The 16,013-nt window shown below is 44.1% G+C and carries 15 protein-coding genes; 2 read left to right on the top strand and 13 right to left on the bottom strand.

The window, feature by feature from the left end; genetic code table 11:
* Nucleotides 1-45: 45 nt before the first annotated feature.
* The gene (locus MHH40_RS13715) at nucleotides 46-1,245 is read right to left on the bottom strand and encodes an ornithine--oxo-acid transaminase (protein ID WP_411431629.1); all 1,200 of its coding nucleotides are present in this window, start codon (nucleotides 1,243-1,245) and stop codon (nucleotides 46-48) included.
* A gap of 205 nt (nucleotides 1,246-1,450) precedes the next feature.
* Here MHH40_RS13715 and MHH40_RS13710 point away from each other — a divergent pair, with 205 nt between their 5' ends.
* The gene (locus MHH40_RS13710; protein WP_080984749.1) at nucleotides 1,451-2,893 is read left to right on the top strand and encodes a sigma-54 interaction domain-containing protein; all 1,443 of its coding nucleotides are present in this window, start codon (nucleotides 1,451-1,453) and stop codon (nucleotides 2,891-2,893) included.
* A gap of 27 nt (nucleotides 2,894-2,920) precedes the next feature.
* Here MHH40_RS13710 and MHH40_RS13705 read toward each other — a convergent pair whose 3' ends face one another.
* Nucleotides 2,921-3,658, bottom strand: a complete 738-nt coding sequence (locus MHH40_RS13705) for a FadR/GntR family transcriptional regulator (protein ID WP_003213412.1) — start codon at nucleotides 3,656-3,658, stop codon at nucleotides 2,921-2,923.
* Between the two features lie 170 nt (nucleotides 3,659-3,828).
* Complete coding sequence (gene rpoN, locus MHH40_RS13700; protein WP_113387377.1) at nucleotides 3,829-5,127, bottom strand: RNA polymerase factor sigma-54; 1,299 nt, start codon at nucleotides 5,125-5,127, stop codon at nucleotides 3,829-3,831.
* Between the two features lie 70 nt (nucleotides 5,128-5,197).
* Between rpoN and yvfG the strand changes: the two genes are divergently transcribed.
* The gene (gene yvfG / locus MHH40_RS13695) at nucleotides 5,198-5,413 is read left to right on the top strand and encodes a protein YvfG (protein WP_003213121.1); all 216 of its coding nucleotides are present in this window, start codon (nucleotides 5,198-5,200) and stop codon (nucleotides 5,411-5,413) included.
* A 20-nt stretch (nucleotides 5,414-5,433) separates the two neighbouring features.
* Here yvfG and MHH40_RS13690 read toward each other — a convergent pair whose 3' ends face one another.
* The 10 genes from MHH40_RS13690 to MHH40_RS13645 all read right to left on the bottom strand — a co-directional run bounded on the left by MHH40_RS13690 (nucleotide 5,434) and on the right by MHH40_RS13645 (nucleotide 15,990).
* Nucleotides 5,434-6,759, bottom strand: a complete 1,326-nt coding sequence (locus MHH40_RS13690; RefSeq protein WP_050944210.1) for an MATE family efflux transporter — start codon at nucleotides 6,757-6,759, stop codon at nucleotides 5,434-5,436.
* 61 nt (nucleotides 6,760-6,820) lie between these two features.
* Nucleotides 6,821-7,636 carry an ABC transporter ATP-binding protein gene (locus tag MHH40_RS13685; protein WP_050944212.1) on the bottom strand — a complete coding sequence of 272 codons (816 nt, stop codon included), beginning with the start codon at nucleotides 7,634-7,636 and terminating at the stop codon, nucleotides 6,821-6,823.
* Between the two features lie 13 nt (nucleotides 7,637-7,649).
* Nucleotides 7,650-8,465: an ABC transporter ATP-binding protein gene (locus MHH40_RS13680; RefSeq protein WP_199852785.1), complete on the bottom strand. Its 816-nt coding sequence runs from the start codon at nucleotides 8,463-8,465 to the stop codon at nucleotides 7,650-7,652.
* A gap of 4 nt (nucleotides 8,466-8,469) precedes the next feature.
* Nucleotides 8,470-9,303 carry a nickel ABC transporter permease subunit NikC gene (nikC, locus tag MHH40_RS13675; protein ID WP_050944214.1) on the bottom strand — a complete coding sequence of 278 codons (834 nt, stop codon included), beginning with the start codon at nucleotides 9,301-9,303 and terminating at the stop codon, nucleotides 8,470-8,472.
* Complete coding sequence (gene nikB, locus MHH40_RS13670) at nucleotides 9,300-10,244, bottom strand: nickel ABC transporter permease subunit NikB (RefSeq protein WP_050944215.1); 945 nt, start codon at nucleotides 10,242-10,244, stop codon at nucleotides 9,300-9,302. The genes nikC and nikB overlap by 4 nt, the downstream gene beginning before the upstream one ends.
* An 18-nt stretch (nucleotides 10,245-10,262) precedes the next feature.
* A complete protein-coding gene (gene nikA / locus MHH40_RS13665) occupies nucleotides 10,263-11,885 on the bottom strand; it encodes a nickel ABC transporter substrate-binding protein (RefSeq protein WP_050944217.1) in 1,623 nt (540 codons plus the stop codon).
* A gap of 149 nt (nucleotides 11,886-12,034) precedes the next feature.
* Complete coding sequence (locus MHH40_RS13660; protein ID WP_050944691.1) at nucleotides 12,035-13,213, bottom strand: DegT/DnrJ/EryC1/StrS family aminotransferase; 1,179 nt, start codon at nucleotides 13,211-13,213, stop codon at nucleotides 12,035-12,037.
* Nucleotides 13,213-13,899, bottom strand: coding sequence for an acetyltransferase (locus MHH40_RS13655; RefSeq protein ID WP_050944219.1), 687 nt, complete (start codon nucleotides 13,897-13,899; stop codon nucleotides 13,213-13,215). Before MHH40_RS13655 ends, MHH40_RS13660 begins: the two co-directional genes overlap by 1 nt.
* Complete coding sequence (locus MHH40_RS13650; RefSeq protein WP_080984750.1) at nucleotides 13,862-14,455, bottom strand: sugar transferase; 594 nt, start codon at nucleotides 14,453-14,455, stop codon at nucleotides 13,862-13,864. The genes MHH40_RS13655 and MHH40_RS13650 overlap by 38 nt, the downstream gene beginning before the upstream one ends.
* A gap of 20 nt (nucleotides 14,456-14,475) precedes the next feature.
* Complete coding sequence (locus tag MHH40_RS13645) at nucleotides 14,476-15,990, bottom strand: MATE family efflux transporter (protein ID WP_340901222.1); 1,515 nt, start codon at nucleotides 15,988-15,990, stop codon at nucleotides 14,476-14,478.
* Nucleotides 15,991-16,013: the final 23 nt, after the last annotated feature.

The following is a 16,013-nucleotide window of genomic DNA, read 5'->3' as shown; positions in this document are numbered from 1 at the left end:
TTGAAAAAGAAAGGGAGAAAGTGAAGCTTCCTCCCCCTTTGCCATTTAAGCTTGAAACAGTGCTTCAATATGACCAATCGCCCAGTCTAAATCTGCTTTTGAAATGGTCAGTGGTGGTGCAAAACGGATGACTGTTTCATGGGTTTCCTTACATAACAAACCTGCTTGCTTCAGCTTTTCACAATAAGGTCTAGCTGCCTCTGTCAGCTCCATTCCTATAAATAGTCCGCGGCCGCGCACTTCTTTAATCACAGGACTTTGAATGTGTGCCAATTTGTCTTTGAAGTATTCACCAAGCTCCATAGAGCGTGCTGCAAGCTTTTCGTCGATTAAAACATCCAGTGCAGCAAGCGACACTGCACACGCAAGAGGATTTCCTCCAAAGGTAGACCCATGAGAACCAGGGTTAAACACGCCTAAAATATCGCGGTTTGCTACAACACACGAGATTGGGAATACTCCGCCGCCTAAAGCTTTCCCAAGAATCAGCATATCTGGCTCAATGTCTTCCCAATCACACGCAAACATCTTACCTGTTCGTGCTAACCCCACTTGAATCTCATCCGCAATGAACAGCACATGTTCTTGCTCACAAAGCGTTTTGGCTTCTTTCAAGAAGCCTTCTGGCGGCATGACAATCCCCGCTTCTCCTTGAATCGGCTCAATGAGGAAAGCCGCTGTCTGTGGTGTGATCGCTTCACGTAACGCTTCAATATCTCCGTAAGGAATTAGCTTAATTCCAGGAAGCATTGGGCCGAAACCTCTTTGGTATTCTGCTTCTGAGGAAAGAGATACAGCCGTCATCGTCCTCCCATGGAAATTGCCAACACACGCAATGATTTCTGCACGATTCTCTTCGATTCCTTTCACATCATAGCCCCAGCGTCTCGCTGCTTTTACAGCGGTTTCTACAGCCTCAGCACCTGTATTCATTGGCAGTGCCATGTCTTTATTCGTCAGTTTGCAAATTTTTTCATACCAAGGACCAAGCTGATCATTATGAAAGGCTCTCGAGGTGAGCGTCACGCGGTCTGCCTGTTTTTTGAGCGCTTCAATAATGCGGGGATGGCGATGTCCTTGGTTCACTGCGGAATACGCACTCAGCATATCCATATATCGATTGCCTTCAGGGTCTGTCACCCACACTCCCTCAGCCTCTGAAATGACAATTGGCAGCGGATGATAGTTTGCCGCTCCATATTGCTCTGTTTGTTGAATCAATTCATTTGTCTGTGTCGTCATCATCTATTCCTCCTTCTGTAAGGTAGCTTCTTTCAATTGGGTTCATCTTCATCCATATGTTATGCAAGGATCGTGCCAACTTTCTGACCGCTTGATCATGGGGTCTACTTCATTAATTACGCAAAATTTCTTTGCATACGCCAAATTTTTTAGAGGAAACCGCAAAATTTTTCATGTAAAATAGAGGTAACGTCAGGAGGTGGCGCAATTGAAAAAAGATCTGCATGCCGCAAAGCTTGAAAATGAGATTGATTTATATAAACAAATGCTCGATTTAATTGATGTCGGGGTTCATGCAATTGATGAGAATGGACATACGGTTGTTTATAATAAAAAAATGATGGAGATCGAGTCTTTAAAACGCTCAGATGTTCTCCATAAAAATGTACTCGATTTCTTCGCCTTTCAAGATGAGATGCACAGTACACTTGTCCAAGCGCTGCGTACCGGGAAACAAACCGTACATGCCAAGCAGACGTATCATAATTACAACGGAAAAGAAATCACAACGATTAACCATACATACCCGCTCGTTCGAGATGGTCTCATTCAAGGGGCAGTTGAAATTTCGAATGATGTGACCAAGCTGGAACGGCTGATTCATCACAATATGAAGAAAAAAGGAAGCACCCGCTTTACCTTCGATTCTATTATTGGACAAAGCCCTGCCTTTTTAGAGGTGATTGAGCATGCGAAACGAGCGACACGCACCTCTTCCTATGTGCTCATTGTTGGCGAAACTGGGACTGGGAAAGAGCTGTTTGCTCAAAGCATTCATAACGGCAGCAGCCGGTCATCTGGACCTTTTATTACTCAAAATTGTGCGGCACTGCCTGATAATTTGATTGAAAGTCTGCTCTTTGGTACACAAAAAGGGGCTTTTACGGGAGCAACTGATCAGCCTGGCTTATTTGAGCAGGCGCAAGGAGGAACCTTGCTTTTAGATGAGATCAACTCACTAAATCCTCATCTTCAAGCAAAACTACTGCGCGTCTTACAGGAGAAACGTGTGAGAAGGCTAGGAAGCACAAAGGAAATTGCTGTTGATGTAAGGGTGATTGCCAATATGAATGAGGACCCTGTGGATGCAATCGCAGGTGGACGCATGCGCAAGGATTTATTTTATCGTCTCGGTATTGTCACCTTATTTATTCCGCCGCTTTCTGAACGAAAAGAGGACATTCCTACGTTTGTGAATCATTTTATTCAAAAATATAATGAGCTGTTTCAAATGAAGGTGAAGACGGCTGATGAAGAGGTACTTGCCCTTTTTAAGGCGTATCATTGGCCAGGCAATGTAAGAGAACTTGAGCATGTGATTGAGGCGGGGATGAATATGATGATGGATGAAGACGACTTAAGCATGCATCACCTTCCCTATCATTTTAGATTTAAGCACGGGGAAGTCCGTCCTAAGGCGCAATTGCAAGCAAATTCTTTGCAGCAAACCGCAGCTGCTGACACCTTTGTGTATACAAGCCCAGAACAGACGACTGATTTCCAAACCCAAATGGAACGATTCGAAAAACAATACATCGTCCATTACTTAGAAAAAATGGACGATAATATTTCACAGACTGCAAAGTTATTGGGCATGAGCAGGCAAAGTCTGCAATATCGAATGAAAAAGCTACATATTTCTCTTCAATAATAGAGCTGTGCCATCATCCGGCACAGCTTATTGTGTATCTGACTGTTCTGCTGGTTTTTGCAGCACATCACCGAGCAGATTTTCTACATTTTTCAAATGCGTAAGCATCGCTTTCTCTGCTTCTTCTGGCTGCCTTGCAACGATGGCTTTGTAAATTTGTTCATGTTCTTCGTAAAGCTTCCGAATGGAGGCTTTCGTTGAGAATAACACGACTTTTCTCGTTTCCCGCATCGTTTCTACTAACAAGGATGAGACTTGATTCATTAACACCTTTAATACATCATTCTTCGAGGCTTTGGCTAAGGCGAGATGGAAGGTAAGATCTGCCTCTTCACCAATTTCTTCATGGGCTTCTGCCAGCTTCATTTGTTCGAGTGCATCACGCAGCTGATGTAGGTCATCGTCCGTCCGAAGCAGCGCCGCCTTTTTGACAGCACCTGTTTCAATAATGGTTCTCACTTCAAGGAGCTGCCTGACATCATGCTGCTTCATTAAAAATGCAGGAGATAAAGAAAATGCGAGCTGTTCAGGATCGAACTGCTTCACATATGTGCCTTCTCCTTGTTTCATCTCTATTAATCCGATCGCTTTGAGAGCAGACAGCGCCTCTCTCACAGCGGAACGGCTGACTTGAAAGCTTTCTGAGAGCGATTGAACCGAATCTAATTTTTCTCCCGGAAGAAGCTCACCAGTGCGAATCGATTCGATTAATGCATCCGCAATTTCTTCATATATTTTTTTGGTTTTGATTTGTTTATATTTCAATTGGTCTCACCTCATCACTGTTGTCTACCCTTTTCGGCTCATGCCCTATCTTATACTTTACCCCAAAATTTCCGTTCACACGTCTCCCCGATTTAATTTTCAAAAAATCTTCTGTATGCCTCGCTTTCAACTAAAAAAGCACCTGCCATGTTTCTGGCAAGTACTTCTTTTTAATCATAGCGCTTCCGCAGTGTAGATGATGGAAGATTCATTTGTTCACGATATTTCGCAATGGTTCTGCGCGACACTCGGATGCCAAAGGTTTGCTGTAGCTGCGTCATCATTTGCTGATCTGAATACGGTTTTTTCTTATTTTCCGTTTGGATCAGCTCTGCGATGTACGTCTTGACTGTGTAGCTGGACGCCTCTTCCAGCGAGGGTCCTTCTAGCTTTGCTTGGAAAAATTGCTTCATTTCCATGAGGCCATAAGGGGTTTGCACCATTTTCCCTTTCACCGTTCGACTGACTGTTGACTCATGCACTTGCAATATATCTGCGATCCGCTTCATCGTAAGCGGTTTCATTTTATGTTTCCCTGTAAGGAAAAAATCTGTCTGGTGTAAGATAATCTCACGAACGACATGGGTCATCGTTTGTTTTCTTTGCTTCAGCGCTTGGACAAGCCAATTGTACTGCTGCTCTTTTTCCTTTAGATACGCATATGCTTCATGCCGCTTTCGGTCTTGAATCATGGCGAAGTATCCTTCATTCATTTCAACGTCTGGGAAAGCGCGCTGATTCAGCTCAAATGTGATGTGGTCCTGCACGACAGTAATCGTCACATCCGGCTCTATATACACATGGTCTTCTTCGTATGAGAAATGGATGCCGGGTCTTGGTTCAAGCTGCGACACCTCATCTTGTACCGCTTGAAGTGTTTTCATGGAAATGCCTGTTTTCGCCGCGATTTCCTTCCAAGCCTTTCTTGCAAAGAGAAAGAAGTGCTCATCAATGATCAGCTCGGCTTCATACCAGCGCTCCTTTTTTCTTCTCAGCTGAAGCAGGATGCATTCTTGTAAAGATCTTGCGCCAATACCGGCAGGCTCTAGCGATTGAAGCTGATGAAGGACGGCTTCTACTTCTTCAGCTGACACCTTTAAGACAGCTGCCATCTCGTCAACCGGTTCATTTAAATAGCCATTAGAATCAATGGACTCAATCATAAAGTGAAAGATCCTTTGATTCTTTTCACTTAGATTTAAATCAATGGCTTGCTTCTTTAAATACATTTGCAGGCTTTCTTTTTGATGCGTTCGATACGGCTCTGTCATTCGATCTTGAGATTTTTTATGATAAACTGGTTGATAGCTGTCCGTGTCTTTCCGCTCAATCAGAGGGTTCTCAAGCGCTAACTGGTCAAGATACTCGCCAAGCTCAGTGCTATTCAGCTGGAGCAATGTAATGGCCTGCCTGAGTTCTGGTGTGAGCACCTGCTTTAATACTTGTTCTTGTTGCAGATTAAGGCTCATTGTCTCCCCTCCCTCTCATCATTTTACATGAAGATTGACGGACCGTATATACGAAATAGGAGTGATTCCCATGTCTGAACTTTTTTCCGTTCCATACTTTGTTGACAACTTGAAACAACACATCGCCATGAATCAAAATGAAGACAAGATTCATGCCATGAATGCCTATTACCGCTCAGTGGTGTCAACGCTTGTACAAGACCAGCTGACCAAAAATGCTGTGGTTTTGAAGCGAATTCAGCACCTTGATGAGGCGTATCAAAAGGTGAAAAAAGAAAGCGAATGAACGAAAAAGAACACCCTTTGTCACGATGGCAAAGGGTGTTTTTCATTTGCAAAAAGCTTCCGATCCAGCCTTGATTTGTACATCATCAAAAAGCCAGAACGTCCTACAGTATAGATGATAAAAGCAAACCATAATCCGTGATTGTGCCAAATAGGCGTAACTGCTGCTTGAACAACGATAAACAAGATCATCGCAAACAGCATCGAATTTCTGACAGGGGCAATTTCTGTCGCACCTGTAAATACGCCGTATATGACCAAACCGAAACAAGCGGCAAACGGATAGAGAACGAGCCAGTCTGCATAGCCTAATGTCACATCAAGAAGCCGGGGAAGATTTGTAAACAAGCCCAAGATCGGCTCTTTTAAGAGGAAATAAACCGACGCAATGACGCATGCCATGACAAGTGCCCACTGCCTTGAAAGGGTTAAGGTTCTCTCATAAAGGGTGCGGTCATTTGCACCAACTGATCTGCCCACAAGGATGCTGGATGCATTGGCAAAACCATCGAACAAATAAGCCATGATGTAGTGAATTTGAAATAAGATGGCATTGGCCGCAAGCATTTCTGTTCCAAAAGAAGCACCTTTTGCTGTAAACATGTTAATCACGACAAGGAGACAAATCGTCCGAATAAACAAATCTTTATTCACATGAAACATTTTCTGCACTGCCTGTGTATCCATGATTTTCTTAATAGAAGGCATCTGGAACCCGTTTTTTGAATGCTTCATGATGATCCATGCGCCTAATACAAAGGCGATTAATTCAGATATCAATGTCGCAGCCGCCACCCCTTTGACTGCAAACGAAAACACATGAACAAGCAGAAGGGCAAGGACCATATTCATGACATTGATCAAGATTTGTAAAGAGAGGGCTTCTTTCATTTTTGCCATCCCCATAAGCCAGCCTAATATCACATAATTCATCAAGGTAAACGGCGCACCCCAAATCCGAATATGAAAATAATCTGCTGCAAATTGCCGAACATCCGCAGAGGGAGAGATCACTAGAAAAGCAGATTGAATAATGGGCCATTGCAGGGCAATAAAACAAAGGCCGACAATGATAGCGATTAAAAAGGGTCTTAGAAAAGCAAGTACACCCTGCTCTTCACTTTGCGCCCCGTTTGCTTGAGCGGCAAAAGCAGATGTACTCACCCGCAAAAAACCAAAGAGCCAATAGAGTGTACTGAAAATGAGACTGCCAACTGCGACGCCTCCAATATAAGCGGGATTGGCAAGCTGACCGACAACTGCTGTATCAACAGCTCCAAGTAATGGAGTGGTCATCGTTGAGATGGTTAAAGGAATGGCTAAAGCTAAATACGCTCGATGGTTCACGATGCCACCTGCCTTTCATGAAAAATAGCCTCTCTAAAAGAGGCATTGATGAAATGAAGATTTATCGAACCGGTCTGCCAATTGTTCGGGACAAAGGATGGTCTGCGAGCATTGCATCTCTCATCTTTTGCACCGCTTTCTCTTCTGATGAAAAGAAATCATCCTTTGATCGAAATTGAGCAACAAGTTCACCTTGATCTAATATCGCCAATTGATCACTTAAGTGATAGGCTGCCGTCATATCATGCGTAATAAATAAGTAAGCGACACCTAGTTCCTTCTTTAATTCTACTAATAAATCTAAAATGACACCCTGTGTGACCATGTCTAAGCTGCTGACGGATTCATCCAGTACGACGAGCTTTGGCTGCAGCAATAAGGCTCTTGCAATGTTGATTCTTTGCAGCTGGCCGCCGCTGAATTGATGCGGATATTTAGACAAGTCCTTTTCACTGAGCCCGACTCTTTCCAGCCAATGGATCAGCACGCTTTTGCGTTCTTTTCGGCTCATGGTTTCATAGTTTTCAAGCGGCTCGGATAAAATTTGTTCGACTGTCCACCTTGGATTTACCGCCGAGTACGAATCTTGAAACACCGCTTGCACATGCCGGCGATAATGTTTGCGTGTTCTTTGATCTGCACAATATATATCTTGCCCTTCAAAAAGGACCTGACCGGCTTTTGGCTTCTCTAGACCAAGTATGATACGGCCTAGCGTGCTTTTCCCTGCACCGCTTTGCCCCAGCAATCCGACGCACGTGCCTTCTTCAATGATCAAATTGACGCCGTTTAAGACTTGATCTGCGCCTTTTCTTCTCATCAGAAACGACCGGCTGTTGTATGAATGACTAACTGCTTTCACTTCTAATAAATGCAAGGGCCTTCTCACCTCAAATCGGGCAAACAGCTGGGATGGATGGACGAGCTGCTAATAGTTTCTTTGTATAATCATGCTTGGGGTTTTCAAAAAGCTCAAGCACTTCTGCTTTTTCAACCATTTCTCCCTGTCTCATGACAACAACCTGATCTGCCATTTCTGCAATGACGCCAAGATCGTGAGTAATGAGCAAGATGGCAGTTCCATAGTCATGACGAATTTGGTTCAGATGCTCCAGCACCAGCTTCTGCGTGTGTACATCTAAAGCAGTTGTTGGTTCATCTGCTATGAGGAGAGGCGGGTGCATACAGGCAGCCATGGCAATCATGACACGCTGCAGCATGCCGCCGCTTAGTTCAAAGGGATACTTGTTTAACAGCTTGTCTGGCTGCGGCAGATTCATCTGCGCTAACGCATCGACTGCCTTCGCTTTTGCCTGCCTTTTACTGACAGCGGTATGCCGGCGGATGGTTTCAATCAGCTGATGACCGATCGTCCATACTGGCGTAAAGCTGTTCATTGGATTTTGCATGATATATGAGATGTCCTTGCCCCGAATAGAACGCATATCCCTTTCACTCAGACCGATCAATTCTCGTCCTTGAAGTGTGATGCTACCAGTGACATCGGTTGTTTTTCGGTCAAGCATATGTAATATCGACATACTTGTCACCGTTTTCCCGCAGCCGCTCTCACCTATTAATCCAACGATTTGACCTCGCCCTACTTCAAACGATACGTCCTGAATAAGAGAGGTTGTTCCATAAGGCGTTTTCGTCTGCACATGCAGGTTCTCTATTTGTAAAATGGACTCTTGCACATTGATCATTCCTTTACACACGGCGTTTGATACCATATTTCTCTGAAAGGGCTTCTCCTAGTAAATTAAAGAGGACGACGACAGCCATGATGACAAGACCTGGATACAGCATCAACTGAGGATTTGTTTGAATATACGATTTCCCTTCATGGATCATCGCTCCCCATTCAGGCATAGGAGGCTGAACGCCTAATCCGAGAAAGGACATCGCAGAAATATCCATAATCGCCCAGCCCATTTCAAGTGTGCCAATGACCGCGAGTGGCGGCAGGACATTTGGAATCATATGCTTTCTCATGATGTTCCAGTGGGATGTCCCGCTGATTTTCGCAGCGGCAATAAAGTTCTGTTCTTTTAAACTCAGCACCATTCCTCGGAAGACGCGAGCATAGTATACCCACTGCACAAGCATCAAGGCAAGCACTACTTGAGAAAGTCCAGGACCGAAGATGCCGACTAATCCGAGGATCAGCACCAGGTTCGGGAATGCCATGATCCCGTCGCAGATTCTCATTAAGACGTGATCGATCCAGCCACCTTTGTAACCTGACAACAAACCAACGATTAACCCAATCAATAAAGAAGAGATAAAGATTAATAACGCACAGCCTAGTGAAACACGTGCACCATATAAAATTCGAGATAAATTGCATCGGCCTAATTGATCTGTCCCAAGAGGATACTCCCACGAAGACCCCTTTAGCTTCATCGCTAGATTGACAGCCGCCGGATCATGTGGAGCGATCCACGGTGCACATATTGTCACAATCAGCAATAGACCAAGGAGCACCACGCAGATCGAGATCAGCTTTTGATGAGAGAAGAGATATTTTCCTTTTGTCATCATGACTGGCGGCCTTCCTTTCTGGAAATACGGGGGTCAATGATCAGCTGAAGTAAGTCCACAATCAAGCTGCTCAAGATAAAGATACATGCTGCCATGAGGACATAGAATTGAATGACCGGCAGATCCCGGTTAAAGATCGCTTCAATAAAGAAGCGTCCAAACCCTGGCCATGAAAAAACTGCCTCTACGATAATGGTTCCTGTCAGCAGCTTGCCAAGATTCACCCCAAGCCCTGTCAGCATTGGCGATATCGCGATTCTCAATACATGCTTGAACATGATCGACCGTTCCTTTAATCCTCTGATTCTCGCATATTGAACAAACGGCTCTTGAAGCGCCTCACTCACACTTGATCGTAATAGCCTTGTATACATCGCAATTAAAGGGACTGCCAGTGTGACCGACGGCAGAATGAGATGCTCCCATGTTCCCACCCCTTCAACCGGTAGAAGATCGAGCTTCACCGAAAAAAAGAAGATGAGCAAATACCCCAAGACAAATGTCGGGATAGATGCTCCTAAGAAAGAAATGAGCCGGCTCACATGATCAACGATGCCATTTTTCCTCATGCCGCTGAAAAAACCGAGTGGAATGCTGACACAAATTGCAATCAGTAGACTAGTCAGCGCCAATTGAATCGTCGCTGGTATTCTATAGATCACCTCATTGAGCACAGGCTGGTTGGACATATATGACTTGCCAAAATCAAGATGAATGACTTTTTCAATGGTGTGAAGATACTGCATATAAAACGGTTGGTCTAAACCAAATTCACTTCGTTTTTGCGCTAATATTTCATCCGTTGGCTGGATATGAGCCGCTGCTAAATATGCCTCAGCCGGGTCGACTGGCGAAAGGTGAATCATACCAGTCGTGAAAAGAGTGGCTAATAAAAATACAGGGATGATTGATAGCATGCGTTTGACGATATAGCGGCCCATTTCCTAACCTTCCTTCTATTACTTCAGCTTAATACCTGTGAATGGATGTTCGTCGCGATTTGCTGGGAACTCAAAGTCCTTCACATTTTTTTGATAAACGGCTGTCTTTTTAAAATAAGAGATTGGCACAATTGCCCCTTGATCCTGTAATGAAGATAAGACAGACGAATAAAGTGCTTTTCGTTTGTTTTCATTGGTTGTTGATGGAATTTCGCTCATTTCTTTGATCAGCTTGTCCTTATTTGGATAGGCTGAAATGGCTTCTTTGAATCCAAAACCATCTGATGAGACGACGTTCATAAATGTATGCGGATCATATGGCGCTCCGTAGTTGCTAAAGAAGTTCATATCAAACTTATTAGCTTTAAAGCGCTGCACCTGTGTTGCCAGCTCCACACCTTCAAGTTTGACACCAACGCCAATGGCACCCCATTCTGCTTGAAGGGTCTCAGCCATCGCTTTTTGAATCGATTCTGCTGAATCATACATCATACTAAATTCAAGCGTTTTTCCATCTTTTTCACGAACGGTTTTTCCTTTTGGTAGTGTCCAGCCTGCTTCATCCAGCAATGCTTTCGCTTTGTCTACATCATATTGGAACGACTTCACCTTAATATCAGAAGTGTAAGGCATGTTGGTCGGCAATATGTGATCTGCTTCATCCTCTAAGCCAGAGGTGACACCTTCAACCATTGATTTCTTATTCATAGCATATTGAAGGGCATGACGCACTTTCTCATCTGACAGCTGATCCACTTTTGTGTTCATGACAAGCTGTCTCGTTGCAACTGGCTCTGACATTTTCGTTTCGTACTTACCGCTCGCCTCTAGCTGTTTGTAGGCATCAAGGCTAATGGTTCCTTCTCCGTAAAGGACGTCTACATCACCTTTTTCAAATGCCATGACTCTCGTTTCCGCATCTGGGATGACCTTGACTTTGATTTCTTTGACCTTTGGTTTTTCTCCCCAATAATGATCATTTCGTTCGAAAATGGCATAGTCATCTTTTTGATATGTTTTTAATACCCAAGGGCCTGTCCCCACTGGTTTTTCAATTCCTTTTGACGTATCTCCGTTTTTAGGGAAGCCTGCTTCGCCTAAGAAACGAACTGGGCGGACAACGGCTAATTCTTGAACAGTTGGATAATATGGCTCTGTTAATGTGAGTTTAAACGTTTTCTTGTCTACTGCTTCTGTCTTTTTGATTTTTTTTATCACACCTAACCAGCTATGTATATCCTTGTTTTTTAAGATGGAATCAAAGTTCTTTTTCACAATGTTTGCATTAAACTCAGATCCATCTGAAAATGTCACTTTGTCTCTTAAATGGAACGTGTACACCTTGCCATCCTTTGACACATCCCATGATTTCGCTAATTCAGGTTTTAGCTTTCCATTCTTTTGATAGCTGACCAATGGCTCATAAATCATTGATTGCGCGAACAATTGTGATGGGTTGTATACGTGCGGATTCATTTCGCCAATATCTCTCGGCCAAGCCATCGTGATCATGTCAGGATGATCCTTGTTTCCATCTGCTCCATTGTTTGCTTGAGAGCAGCCTACTAATAAAAAGATAAGTAAAAATGTAAACACAGTATTTATTTTAATTTTCGGAAAAAATTGGCTCCAAATAGACATAAGATGTTCCTCCTAATTGATGCTGATAATCATTTTCATTTTAAGGAGGAACAACCCCGTTGTCAATAACATATTTAAAACGATATGACAACAAAAAATCCTAATTATTCCATTAGTTGATGAATTTGATAAAAAGAGAGGCAGGCTGCTTACAAGTGAGCAGCCTGTGAGGAGGTGAAGTTTTTTTCTCGCAGGGCATGACGAAGTGTGTCAATGATACGATCCTGTTCAACGTCTGTCATACTTGTTCCAGAGGGGAGACAAAGCCCTGTTTCAAATAACAATTCAGATACGGGAGTGCCTTTCGCCGCTGAATAAAAGGGACAATCACGAAAGAGCGGCTGCTCGTGCAGCGGCTTCCATACACGTCTTGCTTCAATCTGTTCTTCTTCTAGTGCAGCAATGATGTCCACTGGAGAGGTATTTTTATCGCGATCAATAGTCAATGTCGTCAGCCAGCGGTTGGACTTGGTGTCTTGATATTCAGGCATGAAATAAAGACCCTCTACTTTAGATAACGCCTCCTGATAACGCCTGAAAATGCGGCGCTTTTGTTCAACACGCTCGTCCAATATTTCCATCTGAGCAATCCCGACGCCTGCTAGCAGGTTGCTCATGCGATAGTTGTATCCTATCTCTTGATGCTCATAATGCATCGCGCGTTCTCTAGCCTGTGAAGCGAGAAAGCGGCAGCGTTCGATCGCAGCTTCATCATCACTCACAAGCATTCCGCCGCCTGATGTTGTAATGATTTTATTTCCATTAAACGAATAGACACCGAACCTGCCCATTGAGCCGCTTTTTTTTCCTTTATATAGAGAGCCTAACGATTCAGCCGCATCCTCAATGACTGGTACATCATATGCTTCACACAACGCCAAGATCTCGTCCATTTTTGCGCTTTGTCCATATAAATGCACGACAATGACAGCACGGGGTCTTTTTCCAAGTCGTTTTGATTCCACAAATGCCTTTTCTAAAGCAATCGGGCACATATTCCATGTATCCCTTTCAGAATCAATAAAAACGGGTGTCGCTTGTTCATATAAAATCGGATTTGCAGTTGCAACAAATGTGAGGGTGGAACAAAAGACAATGTCCCCTTTTTGAACGCCAATAAGCTTTAAGGCGAGGTGAATTGCTGCTGTTCCAGAAGATAAAGCCGCTCCTGCATCCACTCCTGCATAGCACGCAACTGCCTGCTCAAATTCATTCACAAGAGGTCCAAGCGGTGCAATCCAGTTGCTCTTGAAGGCTTCCTCTATTTTCAAATACTCTTTTCCGCTCATATGCGGTGGTGATAAGTAAATTCGTTTCCTTTCTTGCATCATTTCCCACCCTCTCGCCGATCTTTGATTTCTATTGCAGGAATGCCTACAGCGACTTTCTGATCGTGTATATCTCTTGTTACTGCGGCTCCTGCGCCAATGAGTGTCCAGCTTCCGATCGATGTCCCGGGTATCACAACAGCACCTGCTCCAATATGTGTACCCATTCGTACAGACACACAGCCAGTTAACACTGCTCCCGGTGACAGATGGACAAACGATTCCAGTATACAGTCATGCTCTACGATAGATCCTGTGTTGATAATCGCATGTTCACCGATTGCTGCATCTGCTTGAACTACTGCCCTTGCCATAACGACAGCTCCTCTTCCAATGACTGCTGATGGACTTACGACCGCCTGTGGATGGATGAGTGTGGCAAATGCCGTGTTTTCAAAGGAGAGGCGTTCCTTTACTAACTGTCTGCTCTCATTTTGTCCGATCGCAATCAGCCATTTCATATGTGGCATTGTCTCTCTCAGCTGTTGACTCATGGAGATCGGTCCATACAAGATACTGCTTTGAGTCGTCGTCTCTTCAAATTGATCATCTAATACGGCACATAATGAGTAATCGGGATGGGCAGCAATCATTTCTTGAATGACTTTGCTATGCCCGCCATCCCCAATTAAACCAATCGGTTGCTCTTTATATATCAGTTCCTTTGAATTTTTCAGCTGTGGCATGATGCGGCTGCTGCACCCCCTCTGTTTTGATGACTTTCAGCAAGGTCATCCATAAAATTTTCATATCAAGCCAAAATGATTGATGCTCGACGTACCAGAGGTCATAGGTGAATTTCTCCTCCCAAGAGATCGTGTTCCTTCCATTCACCTGTGCCCATCCAGTAATGCCAGGCTTGACAAGATGGCGCCTTGCTTGCTCCTCTGTATACATCGGCAAATACTCCATCAGAAGCGGCCTTGGTCCAACGAGACTGAGCTCTCCTTTTAGGACATTGACTAGCTGCGGCAATTCATCAAGACTGAGCTTGCGAATCAAAGCGCCGGTTTTTGTTAATCGAAGATGATCTGGCAGGAGCGCCCCTTGCTCGTCACGTTCATCGGTCATCGTCCGAAATTTATATAGCATAAATGGCCGGCCATACAGACCAGGCCGCTTCTGCCGAAACAACACAGGCGTCCCAATTTTCCACCGAATCAGTCCATAAAGCAGAGGAAAAAGAAGACTGCCTGCGATGAGCAGCGTCAATGCCACCATCACATCTAACATTCTTTTCATCATGAAATCTCCTTATCTCACTAGCGGGAAACAGCTTGTTTTACCTTGTGCACCAGCTGCTGCCGCTCTCGTTTTGTTCCTGCAAATTGATACAAGTAGCCCATATAGAGAAAGAAACATAGACCGCCAATACAAAACAGCTCCCACCAGGACGTCACGTCATAAATCGCTTGAATTCCTGCACAGACGCCCCAAACCATGAGCGTTCCTGCAAGTGGAACCATCGTATGTTTGTAAAAGATGGTGCGTTTCTGATTCGTGATGCGGGCCGTATAAAATGGCAGAAACACGATATTTTTGATCAATAAAACAATCGCTCCCGCTGATGCAATGCCGTATAAACCAAGCTGAAGCGTATGAGTCAATCCATAGGCAAAAAGCACATTGGATACACCTAATATGAGCGTGACCACCGCTGGAACCTTCAATCGATTAAAAGCGGTCGGCACATATGTCAGCGGTAAAAACATCAAGGTCAAGCATAAATAAGCAGCATGAATCATGAGAAGCCATTTCAGCTCTTCAAAGGCAGGTCCAAGCCATAAAAGCATGAGCGGACCGGCAAGTCCTCCTAGCAGAGCGGCCGGAAACGCGACAAATAATCCGCTCCACTTAATGGCACTGGCTGCATATTGGATGAGACCGTCTTCATCTTGATTCGAGTAAAATTTTGTGATCGTTGGAGCAAACACAACCGCCAATGTCCCTGCGAGTGTGCGTAATAATAATGGAAATTGTAATATCGCCGCATACTGTCCCGTCGCTTCCGCTCCAATGAGCAGATTGGTCATCAATAAATCAATCTGTAAAAATAGTAAAATCCCCATTTGCTCAAAAGAATGCCAGACCCCTGATCGAACAAGTGTGAGACTAGAAGATAGTGAAACGTGCCGCCACTTAAACGAAAACCAAGGAATAAGCTTTTTAAAATAATAGATACCAATTCCCATAGCCGCCAAGCTTCCTATCACAGCCGCAAGTGGAATATGCCAGATGGCTGGTGCCGTCCATGTAAACAGCAGCACAATCATCAGTGCCCTCAAAAACATTTGAATGGCCTGACCAATACTTGATACATATAACTTATTCGCATAAAACGGCGCAGCCCCAATGCCGGACATGACAAAATTGAGCATAAATAAAAGACCCCCTAATATAAAGGCGGTCTGTGTGTCTTTTGCGAGATAAATAGGCACATGAAGCCACTCTACCAGCTGGCGGGACATGAATAGACAAAACAGAAAAAGGCTAATCGATAAAAAAATGGAACTGACGAAATAAGATGAGAGATAGCGCTGCGCCTTCTCCATTTCCCCTTTATGAGCCGCCACAGAAAAAAAGCGCACCACCACAGCACTTAATGACGCCGTAATAACCGATAAATAGTTGATCATATTTTGCGTCAGATGGATTAAGCCGAATGCTTCGACTCCAAGTGTATGAACGATGTACGGTGTTAAACAAACAGACATAAGCATCATCAAGACAAACGTCATGATGTTTGCACTGGCATTGTAAAGAAACGCTCGATTCATTTTGATTTCACGCAGCGTGTAAA

It is taken from the genome of Bacillus sp. FSL K6-2431, from assembly GCF_038005165.1.
GTDB lineage: Bacteria > Bacillota > Bacilli > Bacillales > Bacillaceae > Bacillus > Bacillus pumilus.
The sequence above is the reverse complement of the archived record's forward strand: the minus strand, read 5'-3'. Positions and strand labels throughout refer to the sequence as shown.